Annotated in this window: 22 protein-coding genes; 17 read left to right on the top strand and 5 right to left on the bottom strand. The window is 44.1% G+C overall.

All coding sequences use genetic code 11. The features are described from left to right. Nucleotides 1-114: 114 nt before the first annotated feature. Entirely contained in the window at nucleotides 115-420 is a 306-nt protein-coding gene (locus QRN39_RS14200) for a YflT domain-containing protein (RefSeq protein WP_137054226.1), read from the bottom strand. 128 nt (nucleotides 421-548) lie between these two features. Between QRN39_RS14200 and QRN39_RS14195 the strand changes: the two genes are divergently transcribed. Together QRN39_RS14195 and QRN39_RS14190 are read left to right on the top strand one after the other, a co-directional pair. Further along, nucleotides 549-1,376, top strand: coding sequence for a glycosyltransferase family 2 protein (locus tag QRN39_RS14195; RefSeq protein ID WP_003214726.1), 828 nt, complete (start codon nucleotides 549-551; stop codon nucleotides 1,374-1,376). Continuing rightward, a complete protein-coding gene (locus QRN39_RS14190) occupies nucleotides 1,373-2,053 on the top strand; it encodes a uracil-DNA glycosylase (RefSeq protein WP_284907468.1) in 681 nt (226 codons plus the stop codon). Before QRN39_RS14195 ends, QRN39_RS14190 begins: the two co-directional genes overlap by 4 nt. Before the next feature lie 33 nt (nucleotides 2,054-2,086). Here QRN39_RS14190 and QRN39_RS14185 read toward each other — a convergent pair whose 3' ends face one another. Further along, complete coding sequence (locus QRN39_RS14185; protein ID WP_284907467.1) at nucleotides 2,087-3,445, bottom strand: aldehyde dehydrogenase; 1,359 nt, start codon at nucleotides 3,443-3,445, stop codon at nucleotides 2,087-2,089. Nucleotides 3,446-3,615: 170 nt separating this feature from the next. Between QRN39_RS14185 and QRN39_RS14180 the strand changes: the two genes are divergently transcribed. The 3 genes from QRN39_RS14180 to QRN39_RS14170 all read left to right on the top strand — a co-directional run bounded on the left by QRN39_RS14180 (nucleotide 3,616) and on the right by QRN39_RS14170 (nucleotide 5,731). Continuing rightward, nucleotides 3,616-3,948: a YwdI family protein gene (locus tag QRN39_RS14180; protein WP_284907466.1), complete on the top strand. Its 333-nt coding sequence runs from the start codon at nucleotides 3,616-3,618 to the stop codon at nucleotides 3,946-3,948. Between the two features lie 33 nt (nucleotides 3,949-3,981). Further along, nucleotides 3,982-5,289 carry a purine/pyrimidine permease gene (locus QRN39_RS14175; RefSeq protein ID WP_003214905.1) on the top strand — a complete coding sequence of 436 codons (1,308 nt, stop codon included), beginning with the start codon at nucleotides 3,982-3,984 and terminating at the stop codon, nucleotides 5,287-5,289. A 70-nt stretch (nucleotides 5,290-5,359) separates the two neighbouring features. Further along, nucleotides 5,360-5,731 carry a DUF423 domain-containing protein gene (locus QRN39_RS14170; RefSeq protein WP_003215282.1) on the top strand — a complete coding sequence of 124 codons (372 nt, stop codon included), beginning with the start codon at nucleotides 5,360-5,362 and terminating at the stop codon, nucleotides 5,729-5,731. A gap of 41 nt (nucleotides 5,732-5,772) precedes the next feature. Here QRN39_RS14170 and QRN39_RS14165 read toward each other — a convergent pair whose 3' ends face one another. The 3 genes from QRN39_RS14165 to QRN39_RS14155 all read right to left on the bottom strand — a co-directional run bounded on the left by QRN39_RS14165 (nucleotide 5,773) and on the right by QRN39_RS14155 (nucleotide 7,916). Next, on the bottom strand, nucleotides 5,773-6,390 hold the full coding sequence (locus QRN39_RS14165) for a cupin domain-containing protein (protein WP_044140224.1): 618 nt from the start codon (nucleotides 6,388-6,390) through the stop codon (nucleotides 5,773-5,775). A gap of 132 nt (nucleotides 6,391-6,522) precedes the next feature. Next, nucleotides 6,523-7,065, bottom strand: a complete 543-nt coding sequence (gerQ, locus tag QRN39_RS14160) for a spore coat protein GerQ (protein WP_003215192.1) — start codon at nucleotides 7,063-7,065, stop codon at nucleotides 6,523-6,525. Nucleotides 7,066-7,250: 185 nt separating this feature from the next. Continuing rightward, nucleotides 7,251-7,916, bottom strand: a complete 666-nt coding sequence (locus QRN39_RS14155) for a YIP1 family protein (protein ID WP_223251281.1) — start codon at nucleotides 7,914-7,916, stop codon at nucleotides 7,251-7,253. Between the two features lie 184 nt (nucleotides 7,917-8,100). On the opposite strand from QRN39_RS14155, the gene QRN39_RS14150 reads away from it, so the two are divergent. The 12 genes from QRN39_RS14150 (at nucleotide 8,101) to QRN39_RS14095 (ending at nucleotide 19,148) form a co-directional block, all read left to right on the top strand. Continuing rightward, nucleotides 8,101-8,871, top strand: a complete 771-nt coding sequence (locus QRN39_RS14150) for a glycosyltransferase family 2 protein (RefSeq protein ID WP_284907464.1) — start codon at nucleotides 8,101-8,103, stop codon at nucleotides 8,869-8,871. A 6-nt stretch (nucleotides 8,872-8,877) separates the two neighbouring features. Next, the gene (locus QRN39_RS14145) at nucleotides 8,878-10,290 is read left to right on the top strand and encodes a capsular polysaccharide export protein, LipB/KpsS family (RefSeq protein WP_284907463.1); all 1,413 of its coding nucleotides are present in this window, start codon (nucleotides 8,878-8,880) and stop codon (nucleotides 10,288-10,290) included. A 21-nt stretch (nucleotides 10,291-10,311) separates the two neighbouring features. Next, on the top strand, nucleotides 10,312-11,490 hold the full coding sequence (locus QRN39_RS14140; RefSeq protein WP_284907462.1) for a DegT/DnrJ/EryC1/StrS family aminotransferase: 1,179 nt from the start codon (nucleotides 10,312-10,314) through the stop codon (nucleotides 11,488-11,490). Next, nucleotides 11,487-12,362: a GNAT family N-acetyltransferase gene (locus QRN39_RS14135; RefSeq protein ID WP_050944493.1), complete on the top strand. Its 876-nt coding sequence runs from the start codon at nucleotides 11,487-11,489 to the stop codon at nucleotides 12,360-12,362. Before QRN39_RS14140 ends, QRN39_RS14135 begins: the two co-directional genes overlap by 4 nt. A 1-nt stretch (nucleotide 12,363) precedes the next feature. Then, nucleotides 12,364-13,488 (top strand): N-acetylneuraminate synthase family protein, encoded by a 1,125-nt coding sequence (locus QRN39_RS14130; RefSeq protein ID WP_050944492.1) that lies wholly within the window; start codon nucleotides 12,364-12,366, stop codon nucleotides 13,486-13,488. Continuing rightward, nucleotides 13,478-14,218 (top strand): cytidylyltransferase domain-containing protein, encoded by a 741-nt coding sequence (locus tag QRN39_RS14125; protein WP_284907461.1) that lies wholly within the window; start codon nucleotides 13,478-13,480, stop codon nucleotides 14,216-14,218. Before QRN39_RS14130 ends, QRN39_RS14125 begins: the two co-directional genes overlap by 11 nt. Continuing rightward, nucleotides 14,215-15,243, top strand: coding sequence for a PseG/SpsG family protein (locus QRN39_RS14120; protein ID WP_284907459.1), 1,029 nt, complete (start codon nucleotides 14,215-14,217; stop codon nucleotides 15,241-15,243). Before QRN39_RS14125 ends, QRN39_RS14120 begins: the two co-directional genes overlap by 4 nt. Before the next feature lie 2 nt (nucleotides 15,244-15,245). Then, nucleotides 15,246-15,986, top strand: a complete 741-nt coding sequence (locus QRN39_RS14115; protein ID WP_212045672.1) for a sugar phosphate nucleotidyltransferase — start codon at nucleotides 15,246-15,248, stop codon at nucleotides 15,984-15,986. Further along, nucleotides 15,983-16,948 (top strand): dTDP-glucose 4,6-dehydratase, encoded by a 966-nt coding sequence (gene rfbB, locus QRN39_RS14110; protein ID WP_284907457.1) that lies wholly within the window; start codon nucleotides 15,983-15,985, stop codon nucleotides 16,946-16,948. The genes QRN39_RS14115 and rfbB overlap by 4 nt, the downstream gene beginning before the upstream one ends. A gap of 3 nt (nucleotides 16,949-16,951) precedes the next feature. Next, a complete protein-coding gene (gene rfbD, locus QRN39_RS14105; RefSeq protein WP_050944487.1) occupies nucleotides 16,952-17,806 on the top strand; it encodes a dTDP-4-dehydrorhamnose reductase in 855 nt (284 codons plus the stop codon). Next, nucleotides 17,799-18,254 (top strand): dTDP-4-dehydrorhamnose 3,5-epimerase family protein, encoded by a 456-nt coding sequence (locus tag QRN39_RS14100; protein ID WP_003215275.1) that lies wholly within the window; start codon nucleotides 17,799-17,801, stop codon nucleotides 18,252-18,254. Before rfbD ends, QRN39_RS14100 begins: the two co-directional genes overlap by 8 nt. Nucleotides 18,255-18,356: 102 nt before the next feature. Continuing rightward, nucleotides 18,357-19,148, top strand: a complete 792-nt coding sequence (locus tag QRN39_RS14095; RefSeq protein ID WP_269199666.1) for an SDR family oxidoreductase — start codon at nucleotides 18,357-18,359, stop codon at nucleotides 19,146-19,148.

Raw genomic sequence — 19,148 nt, 5'->3', positions numbered from 1 at the left:
CTCCAATGTGATGTGTAACAGTTACTGTTCTATCCTTATTATAATCAGCTTTTCCATTTATCACAATGAAACGACATAAAAAAGCGTTCTACCCTAGGAAGAACGCCTTACCCCTTACCTTTTAAAAATCACTAATTTCCCCTTTTTCAGTTCGTCTAAAAGAGTTAAAGCTAATTCCTGATCGGCGCCAACTGACATCATTTTGGCCATGAGCTCGTCATCCCGGGTGCGGATGACATTGGCAATTTGATCTAAAATCCCTTGATCGACCGCTGTCATGCTTTTGGCATTCGTATGCTCTGTGACGGTATCAGAGCGTTCTGGATCGTATGCAAAAACAAAAATATCATCCTTTGCTGAGCGTATTTGTTCAATGGTCTGCTTCGCTTCTTTGCTATTTTCTACTGTGAAATATTCCATCGTGATCACTCCTTTCCATCGAAAATTCCCATTTTCCCGTCACATCAAACCGCCTTTTATATCATGAGAAGAACGTCATTTTATGTTTTAATGGAAAAAGACGAATCTATTAAAGGAGTTAGCTGAATATGAAGATTTCCTTATTAATTGTGACACATAACCGGCTCAGCGCATTGTGTGAGCTGCTTGAATCTATTACGAGACAAACCGTACAGCCTTTTGAAATTGTGGTTGTGAATGATGCAGGAGAGCGCGTCGAGATCATTCAGGAACTCTACCCCGAACTTCCGATCCGCTTGATCCATTTAGATGAGAACGTCCAGCATGTGAATGCTAGAAACGTGGGGGTGCGGGAGCTGACTGGCGATGTCATCATGCTGAGTGACGACGATGATTACTTTACACCTTGTCATATTGAACGTATGAGTAAGGCGCTGGAGGACGCCGATTTTGTCTTTTCTGATGCAGAAATTGTGTCATTTGAAGAAAAAGGCGCGACCCGCTTCCCGGTGTCAAGACGTCTGTTCGCGTATACAGCTGCTATTGAGGATATGCGTGTCTTTTCTACATATGTTCCTTCCGGCAGTATGTATAAACGCTGTATACACGATGAGATTGGCTATTTTGATCCAGCGATGCATCATTATTGGGACTGGGACTTCTTTTTGCGTGTATCACAGCATGCCCGGATCAAACGAGTGCCAGCTGCCAGCGTGATCTATGCGTTTTTTGACGGCGGAGGGAATCAGTCTAGTGATCTTGGTGAGACAAGGAAGAACTACTTAGATGATCTAAGTGAAAAGCATGGGCTGGGTGACCTTCCGACAGCCAACTTTGCTGTCTTATTAGAAGAACCAGCAATGAAAAAACGAGAATCAGAGAGTGAGATTGTGTGGGATGGAAAACCGATGATCTCAAGACTAACGCAGCAGACACAAGGAGGAGAACCCCAATGAAGCCATTTTTAAATGATAGCTGGTGGGCTGTGATGAAAAGTGAATTTGAACAGCCATATTATCACGAATTACGTGAATGGATGAAGGAAGAATATCGCACGCAGACCGTTTTTCCGAAACCAGATGACGTTTATCGTGCGCTTCATTTGACGTCATATGAAGAGGTCAAAGTGGTGATTTTGGGACAAGACCCTTATCATGGCCCAGGTCAGGCACATGGATTAAGCTTTTCTGTTCAGCCTGGTGTGAAGCATCCGCCATCATTGAGAAATATTTTTCAGGAGCTAAAGGATGATCTTGGCTGTCCTGTTCCAAATCACGGCTCACTTGTGAGCTGGGCAGAGCAAGGTGTGCTGCTCTTAAACACTGTGCTAACCGTGAGAAAGGGCGAGGCGAACTCGCATAAAGGCAAGGGCTGGGAACGTGTGACAGACCGCGTGATTGATGTGCTGAATGAACGTGATCAGCCCGTCGTTTTTGTGCTGTGGGGAAGACATGCTCAAAATAAGAAAGAACGCATTGATCAAAACAAGCATTACATCATTGAGTCACCTCATCCAAGTCCTTTTTCTGCAAGAAACGGCTTTTTTGGCAGTCGTCCGTTTTCAAAGGTAAACGCGTATTTAAAGCAAATGGGGATTGAAGAAATCAACTGGTGTATCCAAGATATTGAGTAAAAAGAGGACGAGGGGAGAGACCCTTCGTCCTGTTTATTTTAAAAATTTACGAACCAAGTCGAGTCCGTTTTTCGCATTTGGATAACGGAAGGAAAAATCGAAGCGATTGGTTTGGCGCAGGACGCTTTTTTCATGCGTAAACGTAAAGAAGCTTTCTTTCCCGTGATATCGTCCCATGCCGCTTTCACCCACGCCTCCGAATGGCAGGTAAGGAGTAGCGACATGCATGAGCGTGTCATTGATACATCCTCCGCCAAATGAGAGATGGTCTAGAATATAGGCTTCTGTTTCTTTACTTGTTGTAAATAAGTAAAGCGCAAGCGGCTTCGGTCTTGTTTTGATCATATGAGCTGCCTCGTGCAGAGAATCGAAGGTCATGACAGGCAGAATCGGTCCGAAAATTTCCTCCTGCATGACAGGATCTTCCCATGTGATGTGGTCTAATATGGTTGGTGCAATTTTGAGCTCGTCTTCGTTGCGCTGTCCACCTGTAACGATCGTTCCATTTGAGAGAAATTGTGAGAGCCTGTCAAAATGACGCTGGCTGACATTTTTCCCAAAGTGCGGATTTGTTTCAGGCTGGTCGCCATAAAAGTCACGGATACAGGCTGTCATTTCCCGTAAAAGATCGTCTTTAATGGATTCATGAACAAGCAAATAGTCTGGTGCAATACACGTTTGGCCAGCATTGGTAAATTTGCCGAACGTGATTCGCTTTGCTGCTAATTTGATATCTGCATCAGGCGTGACGATGCAAGGGCTTTTTCCGCCAAGCTCAAGTGTGACAGGGGTCAAATGCTTTGCGGCGGCTTCCATGACGACTTTGCCAACTGCCACACTTCCTGTAAAGAAGATATAATCAAAGGGCAGTTTCAACAGCTCTGTACTCACATCTACACCGCCTTCTACGATAGCTGCATGGTCTTCTTGAAATACAGGTTCGACCATTGCACTGATTACTTCTGAGACTTGCGGCGTCAGCTCAGACGGTTTTAAAATAACGGCATTACCCGCAGCAATGGCACCAACTAATGGAGAAAGGGCCAATTGGAAAGGATAGTTCCAAGGGGCAATGATGAGCACATTGCCATAAGGTTCCTTCATAATCATGCTTTTCGACCCGATATGAGTGAGGGGCGTTCGCACGCGTGTTGGCTTTGCCCATTTGTGGAGGTGCTTGATGGTATGATTGATTTCCTCATACACCATCCCGATCTCTGTTGTGTAGGCCTCCTGTTCGGATTTATGTAAATCATGGGCCAAGGCTTGTAAAATATCCTTCTCATGCTGTTTGATGGCTGCTTTTAAGTCTTTAAGAAGACGGATGCGTTCTTCCACCGGAGGCTTTTGAAAGACTTTTTGTTTCTGAAAAAGAGTAGTGAGTTTGTCCATTATTCAATCCTTTCATAAACGATGTTGTTTCCTTTATTATGTGTGAAGGGCTATGTCGGGTCAAATAAGAGAGGCGGGAGCAGACTGCTTTGAAAAAATGAACCCATTTCGTTTGTTCATTTGGTAAAATAATGTTGAAAAGAGACTTTTTTAGATTGGAGGGTCTACCCTTGAATATTCATATATCAAGCCTGCTTCAAAAAATGGAGGAAGCGGTTCAAAAGGCGAAACAAAGTGGAAATGATGAAGAGGTGAAACGCCAAGTGGCGGCGATTTCTTCACTATGTGATGTCATTCTCGATGCACCATCACAGGTGCAAATGCCGCAAACGCCGGTTATCTCGCCACCTTCTTCGATACAGACACCGCCCGCGCCGCCCGTATCCTCAGATCAAGCCATGCTTGAGAAACTGATGGGTGCGAGTGGTGCGAAGAAATTTCAGCATCAAGAAGAGGGGCAAAAAGAGAAGGATGGGAACGGCGACTCTATCTTTGATTTTTAATGGTCTTGTCACGACAAAGGGAAGGTGATCGGTTTGAAACTATTTTTGGGCGCCATTCAGTGGATGGCATTTTTTATCGCAGCTTCTATTGCTGTACCAATTGCGATTGCACAAGCATTTGAATTGAACCAAGTGCAGTCAGCGGAGCTGATTCAAAGTACATTCTTTTCACTTGGTCTTGTGGCGATGGTTCAGTGTTTATGCGGCCATATGCTGCCGATCAATGAAAGTCCAGCGGGGCTTTGGTGGGGTGTGTATACCCTTTATGCAGGTATGACAGGAACCATCTTTGCGACGTATCCTGAAACTCTGCAAGCACTACAAGGGGCTTTAATTTTTAGTGCCGCTTTCTTTTTTATTTTTAGTTTATTTAAAATCATTAATTGGCTTGCGTCTTTATTTACGCCAGTCGTCACAGGCATTTACTTGCTATTATTAGTTGTCCAGTTAAGTCAGCCGATCATGAAAGGGCTGATGGGCATCGGCTATCGGGGAAATCAGGTGGATGGGCTTGTTTTTTGCTTATCAATCTTCATTATTATCCTGACCTTCATGATCAGCCGCTCAAAATGGCATTACTTGAGACAGTTTTCTGTGTTGTTTGCCCTTGCAGGAGGCTGGTTGTTATTCGCTCTACTCGGGTTGGCAAAGCCGGTTCGAATTCCAGAAAAAATCATCGAGTTTCCGAAGCTGTTCCCATTCGGCATGCCAGTCTTTGACAGTGGATTGCTTGTCACGTCCTTTTTCATTACGATATTACTCATTGTGAACATGCTGGCCAGTATTCGAATTGTGGAAAGTTCAGTGAAGGCATTTGGTGAACTGCGTGAGCGGAAGAGAGCCCGTCCGGCTGGTTTTGTCGCAGCATTTGGTCACCTACTGAGCGGATTGATCGGTGCAATTGCGCCTGTACCTATTTCCGGGGCAGCAGGGTTTATACAGACAACGAAAATTCCATCGAGAAAGCCATTTTTCATAGGAAGTCTGCTCATTGTACTCATTAGTTTATTCCCGCTGCTCATGAGCTTTTTCTCCGCATTGCCATCACCTGTGGGGCTTGCTGTAAACTTTGTGGTGTTCTCCTCGATGATTGGAATTGCGATGTCTGAGTTTGATCAGTATGAGAAAGAAGAAATTCCGCGGATTCGCTTTGTCCTAGGGATTGCCGTTTTAGCAGGTGTAGGGGCGATGTTTGTACCGCAGGAAGCCTTGAAAGGCATGCATCCTGTGCTCATTTCATTATTAAGCAATGGACTTGTTCTAGGTACACTCATTGCGATCGCGGTCGATCAAGTTCTGTTACGAAAGAAAAAGAAATCCGACAATCTCGTGTCAACGTAAAGGGAAAGTTGAATATCGTCTGTCACCCGCGCTATGATAAATATAATTGACGAGATAAGGAGAATGACGAATGAAACTATTTTTCATTTTAGGTGCGATTAATGCGATGCTAGCTGTTGGACTCGGAGCCTTCGGTGCGCACGGTCTTGAAGGGAAAATCCCTGAAAAGTATATAGAGATTTGGAACAAAGGGGTTCAATATCAGATGTTCCATGCGATTGGACTATTTATTGTCGCCTTTCTTGCAGATAAGCTGTCAGGTGTTTCTCTAGTCCCAACCGCTGGCTGGGTGATGCTTGCAGGTATCCTTTTCTTCTCAGGAAGCCTTTATGTCCTAGCATTGACTCAGGTGAAGATTCTAGGTGCCATTACCCCAATTGGCGGAGTGGCGTTTATTGCTTCTTGGATCATGCTTGTCATTGCAGCAGCAAAAAATTTATAAGCTAAAAAACCGATGCTCTGAGAGGGGCATCGGTTTTTTTCTTAATTCCAGTAAGGGGCGTAGTTTGGCGGTGCTTGATAATAAGGGATGTAGTGAGACGGAGGGACAGGGTTCGTTTGTGCTTCCTCTTCTCTGTGGCAAAATGGTCCGATAAACGCACTTGGCTTCACAGGCTGAGTCGCCTGTTTCCACTGTGTTTCGTTCATGCAATACGTATGTGCCATGATGTGAGCAGGGGTGAGGGTGAGAAGGTCTGAGCCTAGGATCACTTCTGGCGTAGATGCGTTAAAAATGGCTAACAAATGAGTTCTGTCTTGAAGGGCAACTTCATAGTGCCACCAGCCTTGAGGTACGTTTGCTACCTGTCCTGGGGTGATGGTATAGGTGTGAAGTTTTTTTGTAAATGGATTCAGCATCGAGACGGCAGCAGAACCGGCTATACAATAAACAAGCTCTGCGGCATTTTGATGATAATGAGGCTCTACGACTTTGCTTTTACTCAAATATATATCCAGCAGAGATACTTGATCCAACGAATTTAATTGTTTTTTTCCTAAAACGTTAATCAGGTTATGCTGATCGTATTTCACAAGGGGGCTTTGATTCAGATCGTATGAATATTTAACATTTGGGGAAGTATAATCCAGCTCAACAGTCATGAATGTCACCTCTAGGCGTTTGATAAAAACTACTAGGCATCTTATGACGAGCGCCCTAGAGTGTGACAAAAACCTAATCAAAAGAAAAAAGCAAGGGCGCCTGCTCCTTGCTTTTGCGATATGTGGCGTTATCTACCTCGGAGAATACGTGGACATGGAGTATGGATAGTCGTATTGAATTTCCCCATCAAACGTAATGTAATCAAGATAGATCGTTAATAGTAAGTATCGTGTTCCTGTCTTGTTATCACTAATGATAATGTGGTCACGTCCTGCAGCTTCAATGACGCCTCTGAAAATCTTCGAGTTCCATTCCTTACTTGCCTCAAACGTCATATAAATCGTGGCTACCTTGCCGCGGTTCAATCGTAAAATATTTTCAATATAGGACTGCTCGATTGGCAGCTGACCAGTGACATTCTGCTGATAAATCGGTCCAGAAGGAATTTGATAAGGCTGCCCGCCGCTCTGCGTGCCCTGCCCCCCTGGTGAAGAACCAGTAGACGGCATTGGTGAAAATCCCTGCTGCATTTGTCCTTGCATTTGACCCTGCGTTTGGGGAGGGACTGAATAACCCATCTGCTGCGCAGGATACGGATTTGCTCCATATTGTTGCTGGCGAAAATCTTGACCTTCGAAACCCGAACCTTGCCCAAATTGATTTTTCAATTTCATAACGTTCCTCCTCTTTCCTCATGGTGTTCTAAACAGAAGGCGCTTGAGCACCTGTTGTTTCCATAGCATTCTTTCTCTCTTTCACACTATGAGACAGGAGGGGAGAATATGTACATTGAACGAAAAAAAGGAACTGTGGTGCAGTTCCTTAGGCGCGGGCAAACCCTCGCATTCTTTGTCAGGCCTTACATCATCCAATTTACAGCGCGCTGGACACCAAATAAAAGAGTAATGATAAGAAAACATGCCGCAAGCGGTGTGATCACGATGAGGAAGGCTTGCCATAATTTCAGCTTCATCACAGCGACAATGCCTAAAACAGTCATTCCAAATATCCACGTCTTTGCATAAGCATCAATCAGTGTCAAAAGATCGAGATAATACCATACCTCAAAATGCTGATCTAAATAGGGTGAGATTTTGACAAACGTATACGGACCAAGCATTCCAATCGTGCAAATCCAACTGAGTGCAAATAAAGCGGAAGGGAAAAAGGTCGTCAGCGTGAAGGCTTTGAGTACATCTCGATATGCCGTTTGACTGCCGAAAAAAAGACGCCCTAACCACTTTAGGATGAGTACACCGAAAAATAGACCGAGATTGCCTGCGAGAATACCATATCCCGCACCTTGTAACAAAATAAAAGGAAATGGAATATGATTGCCCATATACTCGCTAAAATACCCTTCGTAGACCCAGCCTGTACCAGCGATACTTGCAAGGAGCATCATCAGCCAAATGGGAATATAGGAATGTTGATATGAGCGAATAATCGTTTTTGTTGCGACAAAAATTTTGAAAAATCGAAAAAAACCTTTTACTTCCTCTTGTTGGGAGTGATCATTCTTCATAGCTTCCAATGTTCTTTACTCCTTTAATACACATAAATGATTACTTATATTACCAAAAAGTTCGCGTTTTTCAAAGATAGATCATTAAAAAAATACAATTTTATAAAAAATAGGTCACTCTACAGTCTCTTTAAGAGGAGACACATATGATAAACATAGTTTGAAAGAGACCGAGGTGAAAACTTTGACAAAAGTAACTGTCATTATGACGAGCTACAACAAGGCGGCTTACGTCGGCAGATCGATTGAAGCGGTTTTGCAGCAGACGCTGTCAGACTTTGAACTATTTATCATGGACGATGGTTCAAATGAAAAAACCCTTGACGCGATTGAGCCCTTTCGCAAAGATCCCCGTGTTCATTTTATCCAAAGCGGTGTCAAATCGCTGGAGGAGAGAACAGCGAAAACCCGATACGCCGTCCTCATTAATCAAGCTTTAGAACTAGCAAAGGGCGAGTATATTTCCTATGCCACAGATGACAATGTCTATGCCCCGGACCGTTTAGAAAAGCTCACACATTATCTAGATGCTCGACCATGTGAAGATATTGTCTATTCTGCATCGAAAGTAATCTATTTAAATAGCAATAAAGAGCCAGTAAAGGAAACGATTCGACCTGCGCAAACGGTGCAATGGAATGCACCTTGTGCCATAGATCATTGCTCGGTCGTTCATCGTGCTTCTATTTTAACAAAAATTCATGCTGAATTTGGGTCTTACTGGGACGAGAGTCCGCATTTTTATCGAATAGGGGATGCCCGGTTCTTTTTTCGATTAAATCATTTTTATCCGTTCTATCCCTATGATGAAGTGTTAGATACAAATTACATCACAGAACAGTCGATTCACTATCAATTGGCGGAAGAAGAGAAAAGTGCCTTTATTCAAGCACTTCCTGAGCAGTCTACCTGCTGGGAGCTCCGCCATATATTAAAGCAAAGACATGGGAGGTGACCTGAAGTGTCGCACTATATTCATCATTATTGGCAGGTGTATTTTGAGTATGTGAATCTCATGAAGGATTTGTCCTATCAACAAATTCCTCTTGGGTTGATCAGCAATTTCTATCAATATATCAGTCCTGAAGTAAGGGAACGTATGGAGGATGAAGCATTCGGTCAAGAATTGACAACCGATTGTCCATTGCCGGAAGAGATTCAGCCATTTTTTGATCAACATAAGCAGCAGATCAAGCTTATTGCTTATCGTCCGGCGAATGGAAAGGTCTTGCTTCACTTTGAACATCTGCGTTTTACTGAACAAAATTACACGCGGTTCCATCCGAGTCAAACGGTGGTGCTTGCTCGCTGGAAGAAGGCAGACTATTTCGGTTTACCGGTCATCAGCAAGCCGGAATTAGCGGGAGAGGTTAATAAAGAAGCCCATGCTGAATATATTGAGAAAGCAAATGCTCTCCTTAAACCTTACGCAAAGCACCCCGTCTTTGGCAATGTCTTTTTTAGAGAAAAGCTTCGGAAGGACATTGTGCAATTTATTGATGTGATTGACCAGACAGAAGTGCTATTTCAGATGGAGCCAATTGCAGCCATTATTGTGGGGACAACGGAGGATGCTTACAGCCGCGTACTTGCACTGCAAACTGTGAAACGCCAGCTCACGAGTATCTGTCTTCAGCACGGCGCACTGATGGGAGACGAAGCCTTTTTGCCGATTTTCACGACGTGCCACGGGGTGTTTGGAAAGTATGAAAAAGACTGGTATGTACACAAAGGCTGTCAGCCGGAACAGGTGGAGATCACAGGTCATCCGAGGTTTGATTTGGTGAAGGATCGAACGCCGCTTCAACAGGAAATGGTCTTTCGAAAATTGAACTTCAATCCTGCCAAAAAGACCGTGCTTGTGGCAACGCAGCCGTTTTCAGAAGCCTTCTATGGTGATGTGCTTAAAACGATTGCAAAACGGAAAGACATTCAGTTGATCATGAAGCCGCATCCGTGGGAAATTGCCCGAAACCGATTAAATGAGTATGTGTCCATTGAACGAGCAGGAAATCATGTGAGATTGATTAAAAAAGAAATCGACTTGTATGACCTATTGCCTTATATGGATATGGTCATTACGCTCACATCAACCGTCGGCCTTGAAGCGATGCTCTTTGAAAAGAGTGTGCTGATCGGGAAAATGACAGAAGGCAGAAGATACCCTTATTACGAGTCGCTTGGCAGCTATCATATGGAAAACCCTGTTGAACTGGCTGAGAAAGCCATTCGTATTTTGTCGGATGATCAAGAAATGAAGCTGGCAAAGAGGCAAGGAGCTGAGTTCATTAAACAACATTATCCGCATGCGCGATCGACCGATGTTCTGCTTTCTCTGCTTCAAACAAAAACAGGTGTGGATTTTCAGAGATGAGGATAGGGGTGTGCAAGCGATATGGAAAAAAAGAGAGAACAATTTCTTCCTTATGCCCTGCCGTTGATTGAGCAGGAAGAAATTGACGAAGTCATTGGAACATTAAAATCCGGCTGGCTGTCAACCGGACCAAAAGTCAGACAGTTTGAAGAAGAGTTCCGGCAGCTGACCGGTGCAAAACATGCGATCGCTGTCAATTCATGTACAGCTGCTTTATTTTTAGCCTTAAAAGCAAGAGGGATTGGGAATGGGGATGAGGTGATTACAACGCCTCTGACATTCTGCGCAACAGCCAATACGATCATTCATACAGGGGCAGCACCTGTATTTGTCGATATTGACCCAGCGACACTCAACCTCGATGCAGAGAAACTAGAAGCGGCGATTACACCACACACAAAAGCGATTGTCCCTGTTCATTTTGCTGGTCAATCGTGCGATATGGACCGGATTTTAACCATTGCCAAAAAGTACGATCTATTTGTGCTTGAGGATGCCGCTCATGCTCTTTACACAACGTACCACGGTCAGCCCGTTGGTTCGATTGGTGATGCGACTGCCTTTAGTTTTTATGCGACGAAAAATATAGCGACCGGAGAAGGCGGCATGCTGACGACGAATGATGATGCGCTTGCCACTCGGATCAGAAGACTAGCACTCCATGGGATGAGCAAAGGAGCATGGAATCGTTATGGAGAAAAAGGAACGTGGTACTACGAGGTCGAGGAACCTGGCTATAAAATGAACATGTTTGATGTGCAGGCATCGTTAGGGCTTGTTCAGCTAAGCCGTTTAGATGATATGCAGGCACGGAGAGAACAAATTGCGAAAGCATACAATCAAGCATTTCAAAAGGAAGCAGGGCTGATCCTGCCGCCAGTCCATCATGAGGGAAGACATGCATGGCATTTATATGTACTGCAAGTGGACCCGAAAGAAGCATTCATCACACGCAATGAGCTGATTGATCAGCTGCAAAAGGACTATAAAATCGGCACGAGTGTTCACTTTATCCCTGTTCATTTGCATCCATACTATCAACAAACCTATCACTATTCACCAGAGGATTTCCCTGAGTCACTCGCGTACTACAAGCGGACTCTCTCACTGCCTCTTTATCCAAGTATGACAGATGAAGATGTGCAGGATGTCATCACTGCGGTGCTGTCTATTTTAAAAGAACAGAAGGCATCTTCATGAAGGCCGTTCATGCAATAGACGATCAGGTGCTGTCCGCTTGGATTGAGAAATACGGTCAACAAATTGAACAAATGAAAGGCTTCAAACAGTTTGGTCTTGTCAGTGGCGCCCAGCTGAAAGCAGTGCTGTTATACGACTGGTCAAAATGGGAAAGCGGCATATTTGATCAGCATATTTTTCATGTGAAGTTTGCGGAAGCTGAGTCAGCATCTGCTTTTCAGGAATTGATGGAGCGCTTCATCAATTGGATGAGAACAGAAAAATGCGATTTTTTCTTTTTACGTCTTGAAGCGGCGGATGTTGAAAAAAACCGCATCGTCCAAAGGCTGTCACATGTGTACTATGTGGGCGGTCTCACTCGTCTTGAAGCGCCACCTGTTCACATGGAAATGCCATCAACAGGTGAAGATGTAGTCATCAGTCTGCCGGATGAAAAGGAATACGATGAGGCGGTGTCACTCGCTTATCAGGCTTTTGTCAAAAGCCGGTATGCCCTCGATCCATTTTTAGACCAGAATGTCGTCCAGCATTTCTATCAAGAGTGGATGAGAAATAATGTGCTCGGACGTGCAGATATCAATATCGTAGCAAAGGTGAACGATGAAGTCGTGGGCTTGATACAAGGGATGACCAAGGGCGATGAGCTGGCGCTTGAGCTGTTTGCGATTAGACCGGATGTACAAGGAAAAGGGATCGGGAAAAAGCTGTTTATTGAGATGATGAAGGTCTCTTATGAGAGAGGGCATCGTTTTATTTCTGCCGGAACACAGCTGCATAACACAACCGCCATTCAGCTGTATGAAAAGATGGGATTTAGAACAACAAATGCCTTCTTGTATTACCATGTATGGCCGAAAAAAGGAGAGAGATAAGATGGCGCATTTCTACATTGGAGATCGCAAAGTGGGGGATGGCGCGCCTGTCTTTATCATTGCAGAGGCAGGCATTAACCATGATGGAAAGCTGGATCAGGCGCTTGCTTTAATTGATGTGGCAAAAGAAGCAGGTGCCGATGCAGTGAAGTTTCAAATGTTCCAAGCTGATCGGATGTATCAAAAGGAACCGGGTTTATACGAAACAGCCAAGGGAGAAGAGGTGTCCATTTTTTCCTTAGTCGAACAAATGGAGCTGCCGCCAGAATGGCTGCCGGTGTTATTAACCCGCTGTGAGGAAAAAGGGCTAATATTTTTAAGCACAGTGTGTGACGAAGAATCTGCGGATTTATTAAATCAAACCGATCCACCAGCTTTCAAACTCGCATCCTATGAAATCAATCATTTGCCTCTTTTGCGTCACACAGCTTCTTTTCAAAAGCCCATCATTTTCTCAACTGCCGGAGCCACTATTGCAGATGTTCATGAAGCATATGAGGCGGTTACAAGCGTGCAAAACGATCAGGTCGCCATCATGCATTGCGTCGCAAAGTATCCAGCACCTAGAGCTTATACGAATCTTCGTGTGCTCCAAACCTTAGCCGCCGCTTTTCCTGAGGCAGTCATCGGCTTTTCCGATCATAGTGAGCATCCTACTGAAGCCCCTGTTGCTGCTGTGAAGCTTGGGGCAGCCATGATTGAAAAGCATTTTACGATAGATAAGACGCTGCCTGGCGCCGATCATTCCTTTGCACTCGATCCCGAAGAATTAAAGGAAATGGTTCAGCATATTCGAGCGGCAGAAAAGGACCGAAATCAATCAGAAGCAGACGTTCATTCTGTGTCAGAGGAGCTCCTTGGCAGTTCTTTTAAAACGACAACAGCCATTGAAGGGCAGATTCGTGAATTTGCGTATCGAGGGATTTTTACGACAAAAGGGATTGCAAAGGGCGAGACATTGACCGAAGAAAATCTAGCCGTATTACGTCCAGGACAAAAAAGCCAAGGTCTGCATCCGCGGTACATGGAGATTTTACTTGGCGTCAAGGCTGTCAGAGACATTCCAGCCCATACAGGGGTTTCGTGGAAAGATGTGCTCATGCAGGAGTCTACAAATGATCAATGATGTGCTCTTTGTCATACAGGCTAGAATGGGCTCAACAAGACTGCCAAAAAAGGTGATGAAGCCGATCGGAGATATGGCATTGATCGATTTCATCGTTGAACGGGTAAAGCAATCAGATCATTACAATCACAAAACGCAGAACCTCATGATCGCCACAACAGTCGAAGCAGAAGATGATCTATTGGCTCATTATTGTTTATCAAAGGGCTATAAGGTATTTCGTGGCAGTGAGATGGATGTATTGCAGCGATTCGCAAAGATAGCTCAACATTTTGAACCACAAACCATTGTACGTTTAACGGGAGATAATCCATTTATAGATCCGGCGCTTTTGTCGAAAATGCTTGAAGAACATAGACGGAAGAAGGCTGATTATACGTATACGACTGGAACGCCACTCGGTATTTCCGGGGAAATGATCGACGCATCCATTTTACGTGAAATCGACAATTTTCCCCTTACGCAGCCGGAGCGTGAGCATGTCACGCTGTATATCCGAAAGCATCCTGATCGATTTCAACTGCAATTATTCACACCGCCCAAAGAACTCGCATATCCTGCTTATCGATTCACGATTGATACAGAAGAAGATTATGTATTTGCTACCCGTTTACTTGAGAAAGCCGGTGGATCTATTACTGTGCCTACGGCTGAGCTTATCGTCATTTGTGAACAAGACCCTAATATTGTTCGGTTGAATCAATTTGTGAGACAGAAGGATGCTGAATGAATAAAAAAATCATGATTGTTGTGTACGGTGGTTTTTTAAGAGGGATGGGGCATGTCGTTAGAATGAAACGGCTGGCAAAGGAACTGATTCAAGAAGGAAACGACTTATATTTTTATACAAATGAACAGATTTGTGTAGAAATGCTCTCGCATCCAGCATGGCACGTTCATTTGGTGCAGGAATCAAACGTATTCCTTCAAATGGAGCAGGACATAAAAGAGCTAAATCCTAATCTTCTGCTAATCGATGTCCTTGATTGTGACCTTCAGTTCCTTCGATCGATCAAAGCGTCCTCCAGAAATGCAAAACTGGTCTTATTTGAAGAAGAAAGAACAGAAGCTTGCCAGCTTGCTGATGCTGTCGTAAACGGCATTTATGGTGGACTGGATGAAAAGCACCTGCAAGTAAATGGAACGGACTACTTTTATGGAACACCTTATTTATTGTTAGATCACGAGATCAGCAAATTAAAAGACACATATGAGGTTCGCAAAGAATGTAAGAAGGTGGTGATCAGCCTTGGAGGCAGTGATCCAAGCGGATTATTAACAAAGGCTGTATCAGCACTTCTCGAAGCTTGCCATTTACACATTCTAGCGGTTACAGGAAAAGCCTCTCGCATCGAAGAAGAAATCGAGGCTACACATATTCAATTCATTCGTCATACGGATCAATTACCTGCCCGTCTTGCAGAAGCCGATCTAGCGATTGTTGCTGGCGGGATGACGTTATATGAGGCCGTTTGTATCGGAGTGCCCAGCATTGTCCTTTCGCAAGTAGACCACCAAGCAGTAACAGCGACTCGTTTTGCACAAAAGGGAGCCTGTCACCATCTTGGATTAGGTCGCCTTGTGGATGAAAAGGATATATGGCGTGCTACTCGCAGACTATCCGGCAGCTACTTTCTCCGCAGGAGCATCCATCTCAATGGACGGTCACTCGTTGATGGAAAAGGAACCGAACGAGTGAAAAACATTCTTATAAACCTCATGAATCATCACCAAAAAGAACATAAGGATGTGTAGATGTGAAGGGAGTTATTTTAGCAGGAGGAAAGGGATCACGACTGGCACCTTTAACAAAGATTTTCAATAAGCATTTATTGCCGGTTGGCCCATATCCGATGATTTATTGGTCATTGTTCAAATTGAAAGAAGCGGGAATATTGGATGTAATGGTCATATCACAAGCAGAACAAATCCCGCTGTTTCAAAAGCTACTTGAAGGCGATCAGGAACTAGGGATGAACATTGTGTATCAGGTCCAGCCTGAAGCTTCTGGAATTTCGGACGGCTTATCCTACGCAAAGCCCTTTGTAGAAGGGGAAAAGTTTGTGCTAATGCTTGGTGATAATGTATTTGAGGAATCGCTAACCCCTTTTGTTGAAGCCTTTCAGCAGCAAGAAAGCGGAGCGAAGGTTCTGTTGAAAGAAGTGGCAGATCCAAAGCGGTTTGGTATTGCAGAAATTGATGCCACCCACCACCGAATTTTATCAATTGAGGAAAAACCGGAGCATCCGCGTTCATCCTACTGCGTCACGGGTATCTATTTTTATGATCAAGAAGTCTTTCAATATATTGAGAAAATCTCGCCGTCAGATCGAGGCGAATTAGAGATTACAGATGTAAACAATCTCTATATCTCAAATAGCCAGCTGACCTATGATATGTTAAAAGGGTGGTGGATTGATGCAGGAACACATGAATCTCTCCACCAAGCATCGACGAAAATGTTTGAAACGATGAAGAAAAAAGAGGGATACGAATGACGAAGTCTTATTTAATTACAGGCGGAGCTGGATTTATTGGACTGAATTTTGTGAAGTTGTTGCTTCAGGAAACAGATGTCCGGCTCACTGTTTTTGACAAGTTAACATATGCCAGTCATCCAGAGGAGATGGAGGAATTATTAAAGCTGTCTCATTTTCGTTTTATTCAAGGGGATATCGCTCTTCAACATGAGCTAGATCAAGCGTTTGATGAAGTCTATGATGCCATCATTCATTTTGCAGCGGAATCCCATGTTGATCGCAGTATTGAATCGGCAGAGCCTTTTATTCAAACAAATGTCCTCGGTACCTATCGTATGCTTGAAGCGGTCTTAAAAGGAAAGGCGAAAAAACTTATTCATATTTCAACAGATGAAGTATATGGAGATTTGGAACTGAATGATCCGGCTTTCACAGAACAAACACCACTTTCACCGAATAATCCTTATTCAGCAAGCAAGGCAAGCTCAGACCTGCTTGTAAAATCTTATATCCACACTCACCAATTACCCGCAATGATCACAAGATGTAGCAACAACTATGGGCCGCATCAGCATGAAGAGAAATTAATACCGACGATTATTAGAAAAGCAATCAATGGAGAAAAGATCCCGATTTATGGAGACGGCAAGCAGATTCGCGATTGGCTGTATGTAGAGGATCATGCGAGAGCTGTAAAGCAGGTCCTTGAAAACGGAACAGCTGGGCAAGTGTACAATATTGGCGGCGGCAACGAGAAAACGAATCTCGATTTAACCAAAACCATTCTGACGCAGCTCGGGATCAGTCATGACCGTATTGCGTTTGTTGAAGACCGTAAAGGACATGACAGACGGTATGCGATTGACGCCAGTAAGCTAAAACGGGAGCTTGGCTGGACGCAGGAGACATCATTTGAAGCAGGTATTGAAAAAACGATCAATTGGTATCATGCCAAATATGATCAGAGCGAAGAAGGGTGACGGATGAAAGTTTTAATCACCGGTGCAGGCGGGCAACTAGGGAAAGAATTGAGCAGACAGCTCAAGGAGAAAGACATCACCATCATTGCCTTAACGAGGAGCATGCTCAATATCGCAGACCAGCAAGCAGTCAGACACGCGATGAGACACTTTCGCCCTAATATTGTTGTCAGTGCAGCAGCATATACCTCTGTAGATCAGTGTGAAACAGAAACGGAAAAGGCGTATCTTGTTAATGGCATTGGCGCCTACTATACAGCGCTGGAGGCTAAGAACATAGGGGCTGATGTGCTACATGTCAGTACAGATTATGTGTTTGACGGGCAAGCAGACACGCCTTACCAAGTCGATGCACAGCCAGATCCTCACACCATTTATGGAAAAAGTAAAAAGCTTGGTGAGGAATTGCTTCATCTTGTATCAGACGAAGTGAAAATTATCCGTACATCGTGGCTATACGGACATGAGGGACATAATTTTGTGAATACCATCCTTCGGCTCGCAGAAACAAAGGATCATTTGCGCATCGTGAATGACCAAATAGGCTCACCTACTTATACAAAAGATGTCGCAGAGGCCATCATTCATTTATTTGATCAACAGGCAGGAATTTATCATGTCAGTAACCGAGAAAGCTGTTCCTGGTTTGACTTTGCGTCAGAAATTGTGACAAAAAGCGGCCTGTCTACGACCATTGAGCCAATTTCCACAGAAGAGTACGGCTTCCAAACACCTCGTCCAGCCTATTCTGTGTTAGACCTTCAAGCGATTGAAGCCACAGGCTGGAAGCCGAGACATTGGAAGGATGCGCTTCACGAATTTTTGCAGAAAGAAGGGAGATGGCATCAGCATGATTGATGGTGTACAAACGAAAAAACTCATGAAACATTGTGATGATCGCGGCTTTTTTGCAGAGCTCATTCGAGATGATGAGCCGATGCTGCAACGTTTTGGGCAGGCATCGTGGTCGAAAAGCTTTCCAGGTGTGATCAAAGCCTTTCATTATCATGAAAAGCAAGATGACGTTTGGTTTTTCCCAGCAGGTCATGCTCAGGTCGTTTTATACGATTTGCGTGAGGACTCTCCTACAAAGGGTCAAACCGATGTGTATTATATGGGGGAAGACAATCCAATGCTCCTCCTCATCCCAAAGGGTGTCGCACATGGCTACCGGGTACTAGGCGAGACGCCGCTGCAAATTGTCTATTTCACGACAGAATCCTATGACCCGAAAAACCCAGATGAAAAGAGAATCGCTTGGAATGACGAGACAATCGGATTTGATTGGGAAACGACATTTAAATAAAGAACAAAGGCCTTTCGCAGGAGAAAGGTCTTTTTTTGTTGAAATATATTCTGTAAGTGTCATTTTATGTATTTTTCTAAGTTAAGCAGAAAAGGGATGTGGATGAGTTTGTCTAAAAGAATTGCATTTGTAACAGGGGCAAGTACAGGGATTGGGAAGGCAATCGCCATAAAGCTTGCCGCCCAGGACCATGTAAAGGTCATCATCAATTCTAGAAATCAATCCTTACTAGAAGATGCGCGGCAGCATATTGAGCGTATGGCAGAAACAAAGGAGCCGGTGTCTCTTTTCTGTGGTGATATGTCGCATGAAGGAGTGCGAGCTGAGGCCTTTGCGGCAATAGATCAAGAGTTTGGCAGACTGGATGTGTTGATTAATAACATTCCAGGAGGGAAGCCAGATACTTTTAATTCATGTGAAAGTGAGCAGATGCTGGCAGCATTTTCTCAGAAAGCCCTAGCGTACATTGATATGATGAAACGTGCGGCAGCGATGATGAAAAGACATGAATATGGCCGGATCATTCAAATTGTCGGGAACCTTTGGAAGGAACCTGGTGATCAAATGTTTACGAACAGTATGATGAATGCAGCGATTATCAATGCTAGTAAAAATGCAGCCACACAGCTTGCGCCTTCAGGGATCACAGTGAATTGTTTAAACCCAGGATTTATTGCTACAGATCGATATGAACAGTTTATCGAAAACATGATGCGTGAGCAGTCATTATCACGCGAAGAAGCTGTACAGGCTGTTGCGTCAGGAATCCCGATGCAAAGAGTAGGTTCAGCGAGTGAAATGGCTTCATTGGCGGCATTTATCGCATCAGAGGAAGCCTCCTATGTCACCGGACAGCAAATATCTGTCGATGGTGGTTCGATGAAAAGTATATAA

Source organism: Bacillus sp. lyk4-R2A-2, from assembly GCF_030209735.1.
In the GTDB taxonomy this organism is placed as follows: Bacteria; Bacillota; Bacilli; order Bacillales; family Bacillaceae; genus Bacillus; species Bacillus pumilus.
The sequence above is the reverse complement of the archived record's forward strand: the minus strand, read 5'-3'. Positions and strand labels throughout refer to the sequence as shown.